The sequence below is a fragment of the Pseudomonas sp. LS44 genome, from assembly GCF_024730785.1.
Classification (GTDB): Bacteria; Pseudomonadota; Gammaproteobacteria; order Pseudomonadales; family Pseudomonadaceae; genus Aquipseudomonas.
This window is the reverse complement of the sequence record NZ_CP102830.1, coordinates 1154569-1170999: the sequence shown is the minus strand read 5'-3', so window position 1 is coordinate 1170999 and position 16431 is coordinate 1154569. Positions and strand designations below refer to the sequence as shown.

At 59.5% G+C, this 16431-nt stretch carries 18 protein-coding genes; 6 read left to right on the top strand and 12 right to left on the bottom strand.

The features are described 5' to 3' along the window. Positions 1-129 precede the first annotated feature (129 nt). From NVV93_RS05205 to cmoB, 5 genes are all read left to right on the top strand, one after another. Positions 130-525, top strand: a complete 396-nt coding sequence (locus NVV93_RS05205; protein WP_258253384.1) for a protease inhibitor I42 family protein — start codon at positions 130-132, stop codon at positions 523-525. A gap of 247 nt (positions 526-772) precedes the next feature. Continuing rightward, positions 773-1426 carry a lysoplasmalogenase gene (locus NVV93_RS05200; RefSeq protein ID WP_258253383.1) on the top strand — a complete coding sequence of 218 codons (654 nt, stop codon included), beginning with the start codon at positions 773-775 and terminating at the stop codon, positions 1424-1426. Between the two features lie 62 nt (positions 1427-1488). Further along, a complete protein-coding gene (locus NVV93_RS05195) occupies positions 1489-2061 on the top strand; it encodes a hypothetical protein (RefSeq protein ID WP_258253382.1) in 573 nt (190 codons plus the stop codon). 66 nt (positions 2062-2127) lie between these two features. Continuing rightward, positions 2128-2871, top strand: a complete 744-nt coding sequence (gene cmoA, locus NVV93_RS05190) for a carboxy-S-adenosyl-L-methionine synthase CmoA (protein WP_258253381.1) — start codon at positions 2128-2130, stop codon at positions 2869-2871. After that, positions 2868-3836 (top strand): tRNA 5-methoxyuridine(34)/uridine 5-oxyacetic acid(34) synthase CmoB, encoded by a 969-nt coding sequence (cmoB, locus tag NVV93_RS05185; protein ID WP_258253380.1) that lies wholly within the window; start codon positions 2868-2870, stop codon positions 3834-3836. Before cmoA ends, cmoB begins: the two co-directional genes overlap by 4 nt. 46 nt (positions 3837-3882) lie before the next feature. Here cmoB and pdxJ read toward each other — a convergent pair whose 3' ends face one another. The 12 genes from pdxJ to rpoE all read right to left on the bottom strand — a co-directional run bounded on the left by pdxJ (position 3883) and on the right by rpoE (position 14310). Continuing rightward, positions 3883-4629, bottom strand: coding sequence for a pyridoxine 5'-phosphate synthase (gene pdxJ, locus NVV93_RS05180; protein WP_258253379.1), 747 nt, complete (start codon positions 4627-4629; stop codon positions 3883-3885). Then, positions 4626-5321, bottom strand: a complete 696-nt coding sequence (gene recO / locus NVV93_RS05175; protein WP_258253378.1) for a DNA repair protein RecO — start codon at positions 5319-5321, stop codon at positions 4626-4628. Before recO ends, pdxJ begins: the two co-directional genes overlap by 4 nt. Before the next feature lie 3 nt (positions 5322-5324). Further along, positions 5325-6227, bottom strand: a complete 903-nt coding sequence (gene era / locus NVV93_RS05170; RefSeq protein ID WP_258253377.1) for a GTPase Era — start codon at positions 6225-6227, stop codon at positions 5325-5327. After that, a complete protein-coding gene (gene rnc, locus NVV93_RS05165) occupies positions 6220-6909 on the bottom strand; it encodes a ribonuclease III (RefSeq protein WP_258253376.1) in 690 nt (229 codons plus the stop codon). The genes era and rnc overlap by 8 nt, the downstream gene beginning before the upstream one ends. Beyond that, entirely contained in the window at positions 6906-7283 is a 378-nt protein-coding gene (locus NVV93_RS05160) for a DUF4845 domain-containing protein (protein ID WP_258253375.1), read from the bottom strand. The genes rnc and NVV93_RS05160 overlap by 4 nt, the downstream gene beginning before the upstream one ends. Positions 7284-7396: 113 nt before the next feature. Next, positions 7397-8251: a signal peptidase I gene (gene lepB / locus NVV93_RS05155; RefSeq protein WP_258253374.1), complete on the bottom strand. Its 855-nt coding sequence runs from the start codon at positions 8249-8251 to the stop codon at positions 7397-7399. Positions 8252-8272: 21 nt separating this feature from the next. Continuing rightward, a complete protein-coding gene (lepA, locus tag NVV93_RS05150) occupies positions 8273-10072 on the bottom strand; it encodes a translation elongation factor 4 (protein WP_258253373.1) in 1800 nt (599 codons plus the stop codon). A gap of 149 nt (positions 10073-10221) precedes the next feature. Continuing rightward, the gene (locus tag NVV93_RS05145) at positions 10222-11622 is read right to left on the bottom strand and encodes a DegQ family serine endoprotease (RefSeq protein ID WP_375162908.1); all 1401 of its coding nucleotides are present in this window, start codon (positions 11620-11622) and stop codon (positions 10222-10224) included. Positions 11623-11680: 58 nt separating this feature from the next. After that, positions 11681-12136, bottom strand: a complete 456-nt coding sequence (locus NVV93_RS05140; protein ID WP_258253372.1) for a SoxR reducing system RseC family protein — start codon at positions 12134-12136, stop codon at positions 11681-11683. Further along, entirely contained in the window at positions 12133-13086 is a 954-nt protein-coding gene (locus NVV93_RS05135; RefSeq protein WP_258253371.1) for a MucB/RseB C-terminal domain-containing protein, read from the bottom strand. The genes NVV93_RS05140 and NVV93_RS05135 overlap by 4 nt, the downstream gene beginning before the upstream one ends. Positions 13087-13094: 8 nt before the next feature. Further along, entirely contained in the window at positions 13095-13697 is a 603-nt protein-coding gene (locus NVV93_RS05130; protein ID WP_258253370.1) for a sigma-E factor negative regulatory protein, read from the bottom strand. Between the two features lie 31 nt (positions 13698-13728). Then, a complete protein-coding gene (gene rpoE, locus NVV93_RS05125; RefSeq protein ID WP_258253369.1) occupies positions 13729-14310 on the bottom strand; it encodes an RNA polymerase sigma factor RpoE in 582 nt (193 codons plus the stop codon). Between the two features lie 388 nt (positions 14311-14698). Between rpoE and nadB the strand changes: the two genes are divergently transcribed. Further along, complete coding sequence (nadB, locus tag NVV93_RS05120; RefSeq protein ID WP_258253368.1) at positions 14699-16315, top strand: L-aspartate oxidase; 1617 nt, start codon at positions 14699-14701, stop codon at positions 16313-16315. The last annotated feature ends 116 nt before the right edge of the window (positions 16316-16431 follow it).

Sequence of the window (16431 nt, the reverse complement as noted above, 5' to 3'; positions counted from 1 at the left end):
TATGGCCGACGCGCAGCAGATCGTAAACAGGTTCTAAGCCATCGCCCTGCCCCGGACGCCAAGTGCAGGGCGCAACACCCGCCAATCAGGTTATTCTCGGCCACTCGAACGATGGATAAGGACTTGCCTGTGACCGCTGCCCGCCTGTTATTGCCCATTGGCCTTGCCCTGCTCGCCGGCTGTGCGCAGCACTCGGCGACCGTGTCGCTGCAGGAAGACCAGCAAAGCAAATGCCCGCTGCAGTTACACGACGGCCAGACGCTAGTTCTGAGCCTGCCGAGCAATCCGACCACCGGCTATCGCTGGGAGTTGAAGGACGCCGCCTCACAGGTGCTGCGCAGCCTCGGCCCGGAGGTCTACAGCAACCCGGAAGATGTCGGCCTGGTCGGCGGCGCGGGTCTGTCGACTTGGCGCTTCTTCGCCAACATTCCTGGCGATGGCCGCTTGCTGTTGGTCTATCAGCGCCCGTGGGAAGCTGATGTAGCACCGGCAAAAAGCTTCGATTGCGCGATCAGCGTCAAGTAAGCCGGGCGCCAGTGGCCGCTCCAGCGAATGGCGCTCCCTGAGCCATTCGCGGCCACCGGCGCCAAGTGAAGACCGTCAAGCCTGTTCACTCCGAAAGCCGCTCTCGTCGACCTGCCGCTCGCCTCCCGACTTCCAGCTTCCTCCACCGCCCCGGCGCCATATGCGCGTTGTTTTGGCACCCGCTGCCTGGGCGAACCCACTCGTGGCGGGGCATAGTGCCCGCCATTCATTAAGGAGGAGGACGAATATGCGCTGGCTGATTCTGGCAGTACTGGGTGGTGGGGTGTTTCTGTTTAGCCGCGCGAGCGGAATGGAATGGCTCGGCCTGTTGAGCAAACCGCTGCCGGTCATCGCCCTGCTGCTGTGGCTGCGCAGCGCGCCCAGCGGCCAGTATCGACGCTGGATCAGCCTCGGTCTGGTGGCATCGTTGGCGGGCGACATCCTGCTGCAGTGGCCGACCGATTTATTCGTCTTCGGCCTAGGCGCATTCCTGCTCGCCCACCTCGCCTATCTGGTTGCCTACCTGGGCGATAGTCGCCGGTTGGCGCTCGCCGCGTTAGTGCTGGCCGTCGTCGTCGGCGTGGCGATTTTCAGCCTGCTGGCCAGTCGCGGTCTGGGGCCGTTGCTGATACCGGTCGCACTGTATGCCCTGACCATCAGCGCCATGCTCTGGCGGGCTCTGGGTAGACTTGGCAGCCCGCTGATCAGTGCCCGTTCAGGCTGGTTGGCCGCCGGTGGCGCGCTGCTATTCGTGCTGTCCGACAGTCTGATCGGCATCAACCGCTTCGTCGTGCCGTTCGAAGCGGCACCCTACGCAATCATCCTCACCTACTGGCTGGGTCAATGGGGCATCGCCGCTTCAGTGATCTATCGCCAGCCGATTACGCAAGCCAATTCGTAACGCCGCCGGCAAAGCGCCGACAAATCGTCTATAGGAGTAAGACGGCCAACGGAGAGTACGTGATGAGCGGTGGACTACGCGGCGGTTGGATGATGTGTGTATGCCTGTTCCTCTCCGCCTGTGGCAGCCTGCTGCCCAGCGAACGCGACGAGGTGATGTCACCTTTTAATGACTATCTGGACACCGAGGGGCGCTATTCGCAGGTGATCCTGGGTAAAACCACGCGCTCGGAATTGTTCGCCCTGGGCTTCGATCCGCTGGCCGAAGGCAACGGCCGCATGCTGTCGTTCGTCGACGTGCGGCTGCTATTCATCCAACCGAATATTCCCATCGCCTACCTGCCGGATGGCTTGGTGACGTGCCTGGAGGCGAAGGATCGCTGCATCGCCTACTCCTTCGAATTCTCCAAGACCGATACCCAGCGGGTCGGCAGCTTCTGGGCCGACGTGCTGAATTTCAGCAAGCGTCGCGAGGTCAAGGGCTGGTCGTTTCGCACCGTGTTCGTGCTAGTTGACGACGTGCTGGTGCACAAGGTCAGCAATGGCGAGCCAAACATCCGACGGATGATGGTGAAGAAGAATCCGCTGGGGCCGATTCAGGGCGCCGGCGAATTCTTCTCCGACCAGCTGAAGTGATCACGGTTTGGTTCGCCGCGAGGCCCGGCTAGAATAGGCGGCTTCCCACTCTGCGCCCGAACCACCGTGACCAAAGAATCCGATCGCCTCTTCGCCCAGCCCCTCGCCCAGGTGCCTGACTTCGTGTTCAACGAGGCCGTGGTGCGGGTATTTCCCGACATGATCAAGCGCTCGGTCCCGGGTTACCCGACCATCGTCGAGAACATCGGCGTCCTCGCTGCCCAGTTCGCCCAACCGCACAGCGTGCTCTACGACCTGGGCTGCTCGCTTGGCGCCGTGACCCAGGCGCTGCGCCGCCATGTGCAAAGCGCAGACTGCCGGGTGATCGCGGTGGATAACTCCCGCGCCATGGTCGAGCGCTGCACCGAATACCTGCATGGCCAGGACTCGATGTTCCAGGAGTTGTTGCCAGTCGAGATCATCGAGGCCGACATCCTCAGCCTTGAGTTGCAGCCGGCCTCGCTGGTAGCGCTGAACTTCACCCTGCAATTTATTCAGCCGGAACAGCGGCTGGCGCTGCTCAGCCGGATTCGCCAGGCCTTATTGCCCGGCGGCGCGCTGATCCTCTCGGAAAAACTGCGCTTCGAGGATGCCGAAGAACACGCCCTGCTCGGCGACCTGCATATCGCCTTCAAGCGCGCCAACGGCTATAGCGAGCTGGAGATTGCTCAAAAGCGCAACGCCATCGAGAACGTGATGAAGCCCGACAGCCTCGAACAGCACCGCGAGCGCCTGCTGGCCGCCGGTTTCAGCAAAGTGGTGCCGTGGTTCCAGTGCCTGAATTTCGCCTCGCTGATCGCCCTGCCATGATCTCGCGCCTTGACCTCGACAGCCTGCAACAACGCCTGGCCGGCACACCCTTGCAGGAGTGGGCCGCCGATCTGCCGGGCCAGCTCGATGAGAAACTCACCATCGGCCATGGCGACCTCGAACGCTGGGGCGCAGCATTGAATGGCCTGCCGCCGCTGAGCGCCACGCAGATCGATCTACTGCACGGCTTGAGTCTCGACGGTCAGAGCGATGAGAGCAGCCGCGCCGCGTTGAAAAGCGCTCTGCAAGGGTTGATCCCCTGGCGCAAAGGGCCGTTTGACTTGTTCGGCGTGCACATCGACACCGAATGGCGCTCAGACTGGAAGTGGACGCGGGTCGCGCCGCACCTCGATCTCGCCGGTCGCCGCGTGTTGGATGTCGGCTGCGGCAACGGGTATTACCTGTGGCGCATGCTCGGCGCCGGCGCCGACAGCGTGGTCGGTGTTGATCCCAACTGGCTGTTCCTCTGCCAGTTTCTCGCCCTCAAGCAGTTCCTTCCTGAACTGCCAGCCTGGCACCTGCCGCTAACGCTGGAAGAGCTACCAGAACGCCTGGAAGGCTTCGACACGGTGTTTTCCATGGGCGTGCTGTATCACCGCCGCTCGCCCATCGACCATCTGTTCGCGCTCAAGGATTGCCTGCGCCGCGGCGGTGATCTGGTGCTGGAAACCTTGGTGGTCGAAGGCGATGGACAGCAGGTGCTGGTGCCCGAAGATCGCTACGCGCAGATGCGCAACGTCTGGTTCCTGCCGTCGGTACCGGCGTTGGAACTCTGGTTGCGGCGTGCCGGTTTCGTCGACGTGCGCTGTGTTGACGTGAATGTCACCAGCGTCGAGGAGCAGCGCAGCACCGAGTGGATGCGCTATCAATCGTTGCCCGAGTTCCTCGATCCGCGCGACCACAGCCGCACCGTTGAAGGCTTGCCGGCACCGGCGCGGGCCGTGCTGACCGCCAGAAAGCCTTAAACCACGACCGGTAAGGCGGACTCGCACAGCAGTCCGCCGCTAGCGGCTAACCGCGCGCTGCCGCCGCGACGATCAGTGCCTTCATTTCCGCCACCGCGGCTTTGAAGCCGACGAACAGCGCGTGCGCAACGATGGCATGACCGATGTTCAGCTCGTTGATACCGGCAATCGCCGCGACCGGCTCGCTGTTGTGGTAATGCAGGCCATGGCCGGCATTGACGATCAGGCCGTGCGCCAAGCCACAGGCCACGCCATCGCGGATGCGCGCCAGCTCGCGGGCAGCCTCCGCCGGCGTATGGGCGTCGGCGTAACGCCCGGTATGCAGTTCGATGGCCGGCGCACCCACCCGCTTGGCGGCTTCGATCTGCTGCTCATCGGCATCGATAAACAGCGATACCTCGCTACCGACCCGGCTCAAGCGTGCGACCGCAGCACGAATCCGCGCCTCCTGACCGAGCACATCCAGCCCCCCTTCGGTGGTCAACTCGGCGCGGCTTTCCGGCACCAGACAGACGTGTTCGGCGCGCATGCTTTCGGCAAAAACGAGCATCTCTTCGGTGACGCCCATCTCGAAGTTCATTCGCGTTTGCAGGGCTTCTTTGAAGCGGCGCACGTCGTGATCCTGGATATGCCGGCGATCTTCGCGCAGGTGCAGGGTGATGCCGTCGGCACCGGCTTCCTCGGCATCCAGCGCGGCCTTCAGCGGATCGGGATAACGCGTGCCACGGGCTTGCCGCAAGGTGGCGACATGATCGATGTTCACGCCGAGGAGAATGCGGTTGGCGTCAGTCACTTGGGTGTCTCCTTAAGCGTCATGAAGAGTTCGCGGCTGACCAGCGGGCGGCCGCCCAGATGCGGGGCGAGGGCTTGGCGCATCAGGCGTTTGGCCGCGGCCAGCGCGCCGGGCGCGGACCAGTCGGCATTGGCCAGGGCCAGCAAGTCGGCACCATGAAAGACTCCGGGTTGGAATTGACCGACCGGTTCCAGCCCCGCGTCCGACCGCAGGCGATAAAGCCCGTCGGCGGCGACAGGCTGACCCTGCAGGTCGCGGTCCAGAGCGAAACCATAGCCCAACTCGTCGAGCAATCGCCACTCGAAGGCACGCAGCAACGGCTCCAGCGGCCGGCCGAGCGCCAGGGCCTGGACGGTCAGATCGTAATGCTCGAAAACGGCGGGATGCGGGTCTTCCGCCGGCAGCAGGCGGATCAGCAGCTCATTCAGATAGAGGCCGCTGAACAGCGCCTCGCCGGAAAGCAAATTGGGGATACCGGCACTTTCCAGACGGGCGACATTCTTCAGCTCGCCGCGCCCGCGCAACTCGAGATCCAGCGGCACGAACGGGCGTGCCAGGGTGCCACTGCGGCCCCGCGCATTGCGCAACACGGCGCGCAAGCGGCCCTGCGGGGTGAGGAAATCCACTAGCGCGCTGCTTTCCTTGTAAGCTCGGCTATGCAGTACGAAAGCCGTACAGGCGCTGGTTTGCATCGATCAGATGTCGGTGTAGCCCAGTGAACGCAGGGCGCGCTCATCGTCGGACCAACCATCCTTGACCTTGACCCAGAGGTTGAGCATGACCTTGCTGTCGAACAGCACTTCCATGTCTTTGCGCGCTTCGGTGCCGATGCGTTTGATCCGCTCGCCCTTGTCGCCAATGATGATTTTCTTCTGCCCGTCACGCTCGACCAGAATCAGCGCATGGATATGCAGCGTGCGGCCGTCCTGCTTGAACTCCTCGATCTCCACCGTGATCTGGTAAGGCAGTTCCGCACCCAGCTGGCGCATGATCTTTTCGCGCACCAGTTCGGCGGCCAGAAAGCGGCTGGAACGGTCGGTGATCTGATCATCGGGGAAAAAGTGCTCGCCTTCCGGCAGATGCCCGGCGACGACCTTCTCCAGCGTGTCGAGGTTGTACCCCTGCTGCGCGGAAATCGGCACGAGCTCGGCGTTCGGCAGCTGTTGTTGCAGCCACTGCAGATGCGGGACGAGATCGGCTTTGTCCTCGATGCGATCGGTCTTGTTGATCGCCAGCAGCACTGGCCCCTGCACGTACTGAATGCGCTCGAGGACCATCTGATCCTCTTCGGTCCAGCGTGTACGGTCGACCACGAAAATCACCACATCGACGTCTTTCAATGCCGCCGAAGCCGTTTTGTTCATGTAGCGGTTGAGCGCTTTGTCGCCATGTTTGTGCAGGCCAGGAGTATCGACGTAGATCGCCTGCACGGCGCCTTCGGTCTTGATCCCAAGCATGTTGTGGCGGGTGGTCTGCGGCTTACGCGAGGTGATCGCCAGTTTCTGCCCCAGGATGTGGTTAAGCAGCGTGGATTTACCCACGTTGGGACGGCCAACGATGGCGACATAGCCACAGCGGGTTACCGGTGAATCAGTCATGGCCATTCTCCACGCCCAGGGCGATCAGGGCGACGGTAGCGGCGACCTGCTCAGCAATACGCCGGCTGGCGCCTTGCCCCTGGGTCTTGTCAGTTAACAGAGCGATTTCGCATTCCACCACGAAGGTGCGGCAATGCGGTTCACCCTGGATATCCAGCACGTTATAGCGCGGCAGTTCACAGCCGCGCGACTGGAGGAATTCCTGCAGACGGGTTTTCGGGTCCTTGTTGGTATCGACCAAGGTCAAACCATCCAACTCGCCAGTCAACCAGGCCAACACGCGCTGACGCGCGACATCCATACCGGCGTCCAGATAGATCGCACCGATCAACGCTTCAAGAGCATCAGCAAGAATCGACTCGCGACGAAAGCCGCCACTTTTCAATTCGCCGGAGCCCAAGCGCAGGTATTCACCCAGATCGAAGCCGCGCGCTAGACGAGCTAGAGTCTCGCCTTTGACCAGGCGCGCACGCAGGCGCGATAGCTGCCCTTCGCGGGCCTGCGGAAAACGCTCGAACAGTGCTTCCCCGGCAACGAAGTTGAGGATCGCATCGCCGAGGAACTCCATGCGCTCGTTGTTACGCCCGGCGAAGCTGCGGTGGGTTAGCGCCAGGACCATCAGGTCCTGGTTAATGAAGGAATGGCCGAGCTGACGCTCTAGACGACTTAAGGGTGAGCTCACGGCATACGCACACGGAATTCTTTGTCGAACCGGGCGACCAGATCGAGATTCTGGATCAGCGGTTCGCGCTTTTCATATTTAAGGTGCGCGCGGAACTCATTGTTCTCGAACTTCACCACCAGAATTTTTTCCAGCTCCAAATCGCGGATGCTATTGACCTGCATGGACTTGCTCATATGGCTGTAGAAGTCCGGCACGGTACGGATATCAGCGGCCCTGTCGGTTTCTACCGAGGTAATGGCTTTCTCCAGCGACATGAAGTCGAGATAGTGCGGAAGCATTTTGAATACCGCGCTGGCGACAAAAGCCACCACAGCCAATGCCATCAACCAGCCGAGAAGCGACAACCCTTTCTGCGAACGCACAAACGCCATGATCGACCTCAATGTCTGTTTTTATAGGAAAGTCCCGCCAATCTGTAGCGAGACTATATATAGCCCGTGGCGCTGAAATGAACAGCGCCACGGTTTTCAAAAAGCCCGCCTGATCAGTGGATCAGACCAACTCGGGAGAAGTCCGGCACATTGCGCAGTTTAGGCTCGGACCAGCTGAGCCAGACGGCGAAGGCTTTGCCGACGATGTTCTGGTCCGGCACCATGCCGAGCAGATCCTTGGGGATCTTCGGATCATTCCAATAGCGGCTGTCGTTGGAGTTGTCGCGGTTGTCGCCCATCATGAAATAGTGCCCGGCTGGCACCTTCCACTGGCGACCCGGCTCGATCCGGTAACGGCTCAATTCCTGGCGAATCAGATGTTCTACTTCGCCAAGCTTTTCCTTGGACAGCACCGCGGTGCCCAGCGAGCCCGGTTCTGACCCCAGCAGCGCGGTGGCGACCGGCTTGCCGTTGATGATCAGATGCTTGTCACTGGTATAGCGAATCTCGTCGCCAGGCAGACCAATCACCCGCTTGATGTAATTGATGTTCGGATCGCTCGGATAGCGGAACACCATGACATCGCCGCGCTGCGGGTCACCGACTTCGATCACTTTGGTATCCAGCACCGGCAGGCGGATGCCGTAGGCAAATTTGTTGACCAGGATGAAGTCGCCCACTTCCAGAGTTGGCTTCATCGACCCGGAAGGAATCTGAAACGGCTCGACCAGAAACGAGCGCAGTACCAGAACAATCGCCAACACCGGAAAGAACGACTTGCCGTATTCGATCAGCAATGGTTCTCGATTCAATTGCTCGAGCACGACTTCATCGGGCTCGCCGACCTGCCCCGCGTATGTCGCAATCGCTACCCGGCGACGAGGCGCCAGCACGAGCAGATCGACCAGCGCCAACACACCGCAAACCGCCACGGCAATGACTAACAACAACGGAAAATTGATCGACATAGCCTCTACTTTTCCAAGTCCTTAACTGTCCAGCCTGAGTACGGCGAGGAAGGCGTCTTGTGGAATTTCCACGTTGCCGACTTGCTTCATCCGCTTTTTACCGGCTTTCTGCTTCTCCAGCAGCTTGCGCTTACGGCTCACGTCACCGCCATAACACTTGGCCAGTACGTTCTTGCGCAGCGCTTTGACGGTAGTGCGCGCGACAATCTGACCGCCGATCGCCGCCTGAATGGCTACGTCGAACATCTGTCGAGGAATCAGTTCTTTCATCTTCTCGGTCAGCGCGCGGCCTTTGTAATGGGCGTTGTCGCGGTGCACGATCAACGCCAGCGCATCGACCTTATCGCCATTGATCAGCACGTCCAGCTTGACCAGATTGGCCGACTGGTAACGGTCGAAGTGATAATCCAGCGAGGCATAACCCCGACTGACCGACTTCAGACGATCGAAGAAGTCCAAAACCACTTCGTTCATCGGCAAGTCGTAACGTACTTGTACCTGGGTGCCGAGGAATTGCATGTCGCGCTGTACGCCGCGCTTTTCGATGCACAAGGTGATGACGTTGCCCAAGTGCTCTTGCGGGACCAGGATATTGGCCTGAACGATGGGCTCGCGCATATCCTCGATAGAGGAGAGATCCGGCAACTTCGATGGGTTATCGACGTAGATTGTCTCGCCGTTCTTCATCACCACTTCGAAGATAACGGTCGGCGCCGTGGTGATCAGGTCCAGATCATATTCACGCTCCAAGCGTTCCTGGATGATCTCCATGTGCAGCATGCCAAGGAAACCGCAGCGGAAACCAAAGCCCAGCGCATCAGAACTTTCTGGCGAATACTGCAGCGACGAATCGTTCAGGGTGAGCTTTTGCAGGGCTTCGCGGAAATCTTCAAAGTCATCAGAACTGACCGGGAACAGACCGGCGTAAACCTGCGGCTGAATACGCTTGAAGCCTGGCAACACTTCGACATCGGGGGTACTGCTGAGGGTCAGCGTGTCACCGACCGGCGCACCATGAATGTCCTTGATGCCGGCGATGATGAAACCCACCTCACCAGCCTTGAGATCCGCGGTTTCGAAATGCTTCGGGGTGAATACACCGACGCTGTCGACCAAGTGGATCTTGCCGGTGGACTTCACCAACACTTTGTCGCCTTTCTTGATCCGGCCGTGGCGCACACGCACCAACGAGACAACGCCCAAGTAGTTGTCGAACCAGGAGTCAATGATCAACGCTTGCAGAGGCGCGTCGATATCGCCGGTTGGCGCGGGAATGGCCTGCACCAGACGCTCCAGCACCTCATCGACGCCCATACCGCTCTTGGCGCTGCAGGCCACGGCATCCGTGGCATCGATGCCGATGATATGTTCGATTTCCTCTTTGACGCGATCCGGATCGGCTTGTGGCAAATCCATTTTGTTCAGCACCGGCATGACCTCAAGACCTTGCTCGATGGCGGTGTAACAGTTGGCCACCGACTGGGCTTCCACCCCTTGACCGGCATCGACGACCAGCAAGGCACCCTCGCAAGCCGCCAGGGAACGACTGACTTCATAAGTGAAGTCGACATGCCCGGGGGTGTCGATGAAGTTCAGTTGATAGGTTTTGCCGTCTTTGGCTTTGTAGTGAAGAGTGACGCTGTGGGCCTTGATGGTGATCCCGCGCTCGCGCTCGAGATCCATGGAGTCCAGTACTTGTGCCTCCATTTCACGCTCACTGAGGCCACCGCACATCTGGATGAAGCGATCAGCCAGAGTCGACTTGCCATGGTCGATGTGCGCGATGATGGAGAAATTGCGGATATGACTCAGGTCACTCACGGATCAACACTCAAAAAGACCGCGGGCAGGCTGCCCAGCGAAAAATAGCCGGGAAGTTTAACCGATGGTCCCTAATGCGTCACGCGCAGGCGCTGATCGGCAGGCATGAAAAAAGGCGGTAAAAACCGCCTTTTTACTTACCCGGCGCGTTACTCAGCGAGCTTAAAGGTAATAAAGCTGGCCCGACCCTCGCGCAGCACACGCATGGAGACCGAGCGATTCTTCGGTAACGCCTGGGCAACCTTGGTGAATACAGCAATCGAGTCAATGGCCTGATTATTCAAATGGGTAATCACATCGCCCGGGCGCAAGCCAATCAGCGCCGCCGGACCATCGAGCACCTCTTTGATCACCACGCCGCCCTTGATATCGAGCGTCTTCTTGTCCTCATCGCCCAACTCAGCGACTGTCACACCCAGGCGGTTATTGCTGCGCTCCATGCCAGGGGTTCCGCTGGCAGCCAATTCCTCACCCTCGGCCGGCAATGTACCGACAGTTACCTGTAGGGTCTTACGCGCCCCCTCACGCACCACCTCCATGCTGGCCTTGTTGCCCGGCTTCATACCGCCAACCAAATGAGGCAGATCGGCGGACATGATGATCGGCTGGCCGTTCAGACTGAGGATCACATCACCTACCTGCAGACCGCTCTTGGCTGCCGGACCGCCTTCCATGATCTGCGCGACCAGCGCACCAGCCGGCTTATCCAGACCGAACGACTCGGCCAGATCTTTGTTCACTTCCTGAATCACCACTCCCAGCCAACCACGACTGACCTTGCCATCGCTCTTCAGCTGATTGGCAACGTCCATCGCCACATCGATCGGAATGGCGAACGAAAGCCCCATGAAGCCGCCGGAGCGAGTGAAGATTTGCGAGTTGATACCGATCACTTCGCCATCCAGATTGAACAGCGGCCCGCCGGAATTACCCGGATTGATCGCAACGTCGGTCTGGATGAACGGCACATAACTTTCATTCGGCAGGCTGCGGCCTTTGGCGCTGACGATACCGGCGGTTACCGAATGGTCGAAGCCAAAGGGCGATCCAATGGCCAACACCCACGCACCCACTTTCAGATCTTCCGATTTGCCGAGCTTGACGGTCGGCAAACTCTTGCCCTCGACCTTGAGCACCGCCACATCGGTACGCGGGTCAGCGCCAACCAGCTTGGCCTTCAGCTCGCTACGATCCGACAAACGCACGATGATCTCGTCGGCATCGGCAACCACATGATTATTGGTCAGGATGTAGCCATCCGCGGAAATGATAAAACCCGAGCCAAGCGATTGTGCCTCACGCTGACGACCACCGGGGCTGCGCGGCTGCTGTGGCATATTGCGCTCGAAGAACTCACGAAACATCGGCGGCAATCCTTCCAGATCGGGCATCGCCGACTGCCCACCCGCCATGCGCTCGGGCATTTTTTGACGGGTGCTGATGTTCACGACCGCAGGTGCCGCTTGCTCGACCAGTGGAGTGAAGTCGGGCAACTGAGCATTGGCAGTCAAGGACTGACCGAGCAGGACCAGACCCGCTACGAGAGACATATAAGACTTCAGGCTAGCTATCGACATACCACTCCCCGTCAATTCAAGCGAATAGAACTCAAGACAGACGCGCTGAGCCAGCCAGCATGGCGCGAAGCACCACCGGCTGCAACGCAGGATCATGCGCCTTATAGCGGCTATACCAACGCACGACAATACCGGCCAAGGCGAGACCGCCCAAACCGCAAACAATAATCAACGGCTCACTGAAGGCCAACCACTGAGCAAACATCGCAAAGGCGAAAAAAATCAGAAGTGGCAGCAGATAGACCAATAGCGAGGCGCGCAGCAGATGATCTTCGCGCACGCCAATGATCACCGAATCGCCCACTGCAAGCTGTAGATTGCACAACGCCCGCACATAACCGCGACGCGCACCAATACCCAACTTATCCATCAACCCTTGGCCGCAGCCACTATTCGCGGAACAGTTGGAGCAAGTGCTTTTGCGCAACGTCTCGACCCAAACCGCATCGAGATCAACGGCAACCACCCGCCCCACCTGTTCGATCATTGCTTTACTGGACTCTGGTTTTCGCCCGCGCGCATCGACAACGCCACTCTTTCGGCTGTGCCTAAGGGTATTTCACCAACTACCGTGACCATCACATCACCATCGTTAGTCGTCATCCGCTTCGCTACCGCCACGGTGGGGCCAAACTGGGTCCGCGCATCTTCCACGGTAACGCCGTGCAGTGGCTCAAGGAAGACTGAGAAACGTGCCAGTCCGTCGCCATAAATCAAACAAACAACAGGCTCACTGGACACAGCACTCTTGCGCTCAAGGATCCGATTCAAGCTGAAGCCGGGCGGCAGCCATTCCGAGCGCCATGCGTCGGGTAGCGTCTTCGTAGCCTCTACAACCTTGACTGGGCTGCAGGCTGATCCTGGCTTGAGTTCGTCGTCGCTAGGAGCAGTGGTTTCTAGATGGGAAAACTGAAAGCGTTCGAGCAGCTGACCCTTTTCGTTCAGCAGTAACGACTTCAGCACCAGCCCGCTTTCACGATCGAGATGCAGCTCGAAACCGTAGCGATGCTGGTCGCGCGGAGTAACCGCCAATACGATCGCCGGCCGACCGGCAACGCGCGAATCGCCCATTACACGCAAGTCGTACCAGGCTTCCAATTGTTTAGGATCGAAACTGCGGGAAAGCCACGGCTGACCATCGGTCAACTGATCAGCTAAAGCGCCGCTCACACATTGCACCTGCGAATCGACCCGGACAACCTCCTGGCTTGCGCCGTCTAGCTGCAACAAGCGCTCACGCACCTTGCCACCCCCTTCGACCCGATGCCAGATGCTATGGGTCGAGAAGCTGCCGTTACGCTCGTAAACGAAGGTGCCCTGGAAGCTCTGCTGGCGCTCCGCCTCATTCATGCGGAGCAACCAGTCTTGTGCGTCTGTGGCGTGGGCCGGCAGTGCCAACCATGTACCCAACAGAAAGGATAAAGGGATGGCGCGCATGTCTCTCCTTAGCGACCTTCCAAACTAGCAGCTCGCGCGTATGGTAGAGCGCCTTCACCAGCACTCATCGCAGCCTGCTGAGCATGCTGGCGCAGATAAGAAGGCAGACGCTGCTCATGCCAGCTCGCTTGGCCGTCTACACCTTGGGAAAGCATCGGCGACGGCGCTTTCTCGACACCCTCGGTGTAACCCGCCAAAACTGCCGAGCCATGCACCGACGGTGCACTCACCGAAGGCTGTGGCGCTTGCTGAGCCAATTGATTGCCACCAATGGAGTCCTGATTGTAAAAACGCACACCTGCCAACACGGCCAACGTGACCGAGGCCGCTACCGCCACACGACCTAGCGTGCGCCAGCGCTTGGCGAGAGTTTGCGGAGCGTCCATCGAATGGGGCGGCTCGCCAGACAGCGCTGCCGAGACAGCAGACGCGATATCCAGGCGAGGTATCAACAGCTCTTTATGCATCACTGCACGAGCGATCTGATAACGCGACCAAGTGGCACGCAATTCAGCATCGTCACAGGCATTTAGCACACGACGCAATTCAAGCTCGTCCGCCTCGTTATCCATCACCGCGGACAGCGATTCATGCAGGGCTTCACGACTCATGGCGTTTCCTCTCTTGGCTTTCGCCGCTGTCTCAGTCTTCTTGCAACAACGGTTGCAGGGTTTTATCTATGGCCTCTCGCGCACGGAAAATCCGCGAACGTACGGTGCCAACAGGACACTGCATGACATTGGCAATATCCTCGTAACTCAAGCCGTCGAACTCTCGCAACGTCAAAGCCGTGCGCAAATCCTCCGGCAATTGCTGAATGGTGCGATGGACAGCACCTTCGATCTCATCCCGCAGAACCAACCGTTCCGGCGATTCGATATCCTTGAGGTAATGATCACCCTCGTAGAACTCGGCATCCTCGGTACTTACATCGCTATCCGGCGGGCGTCTGCCCCGCGATACCAAATGGTTCTTCGCCGTATTGATGGCAATACGATATAGCCAGGTATAAAAAGCACTATCACCGCGAAAATTCGGCAGTGCTCGGTAAGCCTTGATAAAAGCCTCTTGAGCAACGTCCTGGGCTTCGTGGGAGTCGTGTACAAACCGTACGATCAACCCGAGAATCTTGTGCTGATACTTCAGTACCAGCAGATCAAAAGCTCGCTTGTCGCCACGCTGTACCCGCTCGACCAGTTGCTGATCATCTTCCTGGGTTAGCATGAACTCTCCTCGATAAGCCTGGAGGGTTGCCGCACCAGCAAGACAGTCTTCCTGCCAAAATAGACTCGCGACTCATGCAAAAGTTCTCCCCTCCACGCAAGCTTCTTGCAGAACATTTCTGTCACCGCACGAAACGGCGCAACAAAGCCTCTGGCCTTGCTGCGCAGATAATCTTATCGCCTGACTCTGTTGATAGATGGAGACTCCGAGCGAGCCCCCATGACACACCGACTTAGCAGACGCCGCCTCTTAGTTCCAGCGACCTGTTATTGAGCATCGGAGCTAAGAAAAGTTCCAATGCCCCAGGTTCCGGCATAGCTGTTGCTGCTGTTGCTATTGTGCCGCTGCCCCCCTCTATATACTAGGTTGCCTTCTAGTGGGATCCGACATGAGCCAACACCATCAGCACGACGTTCTGGTCATCGGCAGCGGCGCAGCCGGTCTAACGCTCGCCCTTACCCTGCCGCAGCACCTGCGTATCGCAGTGCTTAGCAAAGGGGATCTAGCCAATGGTTCGACCTACTGGGCGCAAGGCGGTGTCGCCGCGGTGCTCGACGATACCGACACAGTCGAATCACATGTCGAAGATACCCTGAATGCCGGTGCCGGCTTGTGCCAAGAAGACGCCGTGCGATTTACCGTTGAGCATAGCCGCGAGGCGATCCAATGGCTGATCGACCAGGGCGTCCCCTTCACGCGCGACGAGAAGAACTCGCCGGAAGATGGCAGTTTTGAATATCACCTGACGCGTGAAGGTGGCCATAGTCACCGCCGCATCATTCATGCCGCCGATGCCACTGGCGCAGCGATCTTCAACACCCTGCTGGCCCAGGCCAGACAACGCGGCAATATCGAACTGATTGAGCAACGGGTCGCAGTCGACCTGATCACCGAGCAGAAACTGGGGCTGACTGGCCAGCGATGCCTGGGCGCATACGTGCTGAACCGCGCCAGCGGTGAGGTCGACACCTATAGCGCGCGCTTTACCGTGCTGGCTTGTGGCGGCGCAGCCAAAGTATATCTGTACACCAGCAATCCCGATGGTGCCTGCGGGGATGGTATCGCCATGGCTTGGCGAGCAGGCTGCCGAGTGGGCAATCTGGAATTCAACCAGTTCCATCCCACCTGCCTCTACCACCCGCAAGCCAAAAGCTTTCTGATTACCGAAGCTCTGCGCGGCGAAGGCGCGCTCCTCAAGCTGCCGAATGGCGAACGCTTCATGCCGCGCTTCGATTCGCGCGCCGAGCTCGCCCCGCGCGATATCGTCGCCCGCGCCATCGACCATGAAATGAAGCGCCTCGGCATCGACTGCGTCTATCTGGACATCAGCCATAAACCCGCGGAATTCGTCAAAGCGCACTTCCCCACGGTTTACGAACGCTGCCTGGAGTTCGGCATCGACATCACCCGCGAGCCGATCCCCGTGGTCCCGGCGGCCCATTACACCTGCGGCGGCGTAGTGGTCGACCCGCACGGACGCACCGACGTGCCTGGCCTGTACGCGATTGGCGAAACCAGTTTCACTGGCCTGCACGGCGCCAATCGCATGGCCAGCAACTCGCTGCTGGAATGCTTCGTCTATGGTCGCTCGGCAGCCGCCGACATCATCGATCAACTCCCTAAGGTACCGATGCCGGGAGCGCTGCCCGATTGGGATGCCAGCCAGGTGACCGACTCGGATGAAGACGTGATTATTGCGCACAACTGGGACGAATTACGCCGCTTCATGTGGGACTACGTCGGCATCGTGCGCACCAACAAGCGCCTGCAGCGCGCCCGTCATCGGGTACGCCTGCTGCTGCATGAAATCGACGAGTTTTACAGCAACTACAAGGTCAGCCGTGACCTGATCGAGCTGCGCAATCTAGCGTTAGTCGCCCTACTGATGATCCGCTCAGCCATGCGCCGCCATGAAAGTCGCGGCCTGCATTACACGCTGGATTACCCGGAGCAATTGCCTGAGGCACGCGACACCATACTCACCCCACGGCAAACCGACGCTTAGAGCCTGTTCACGATCTGCTGCGCGTCGGCCGTACGGCGTTAAAAACCGGGCTCAGATGCTCATTTACAGCGTGTAAACTCCGCTCTTCGCCCGCTTTTCGCCTTGTCCAGCTCTAG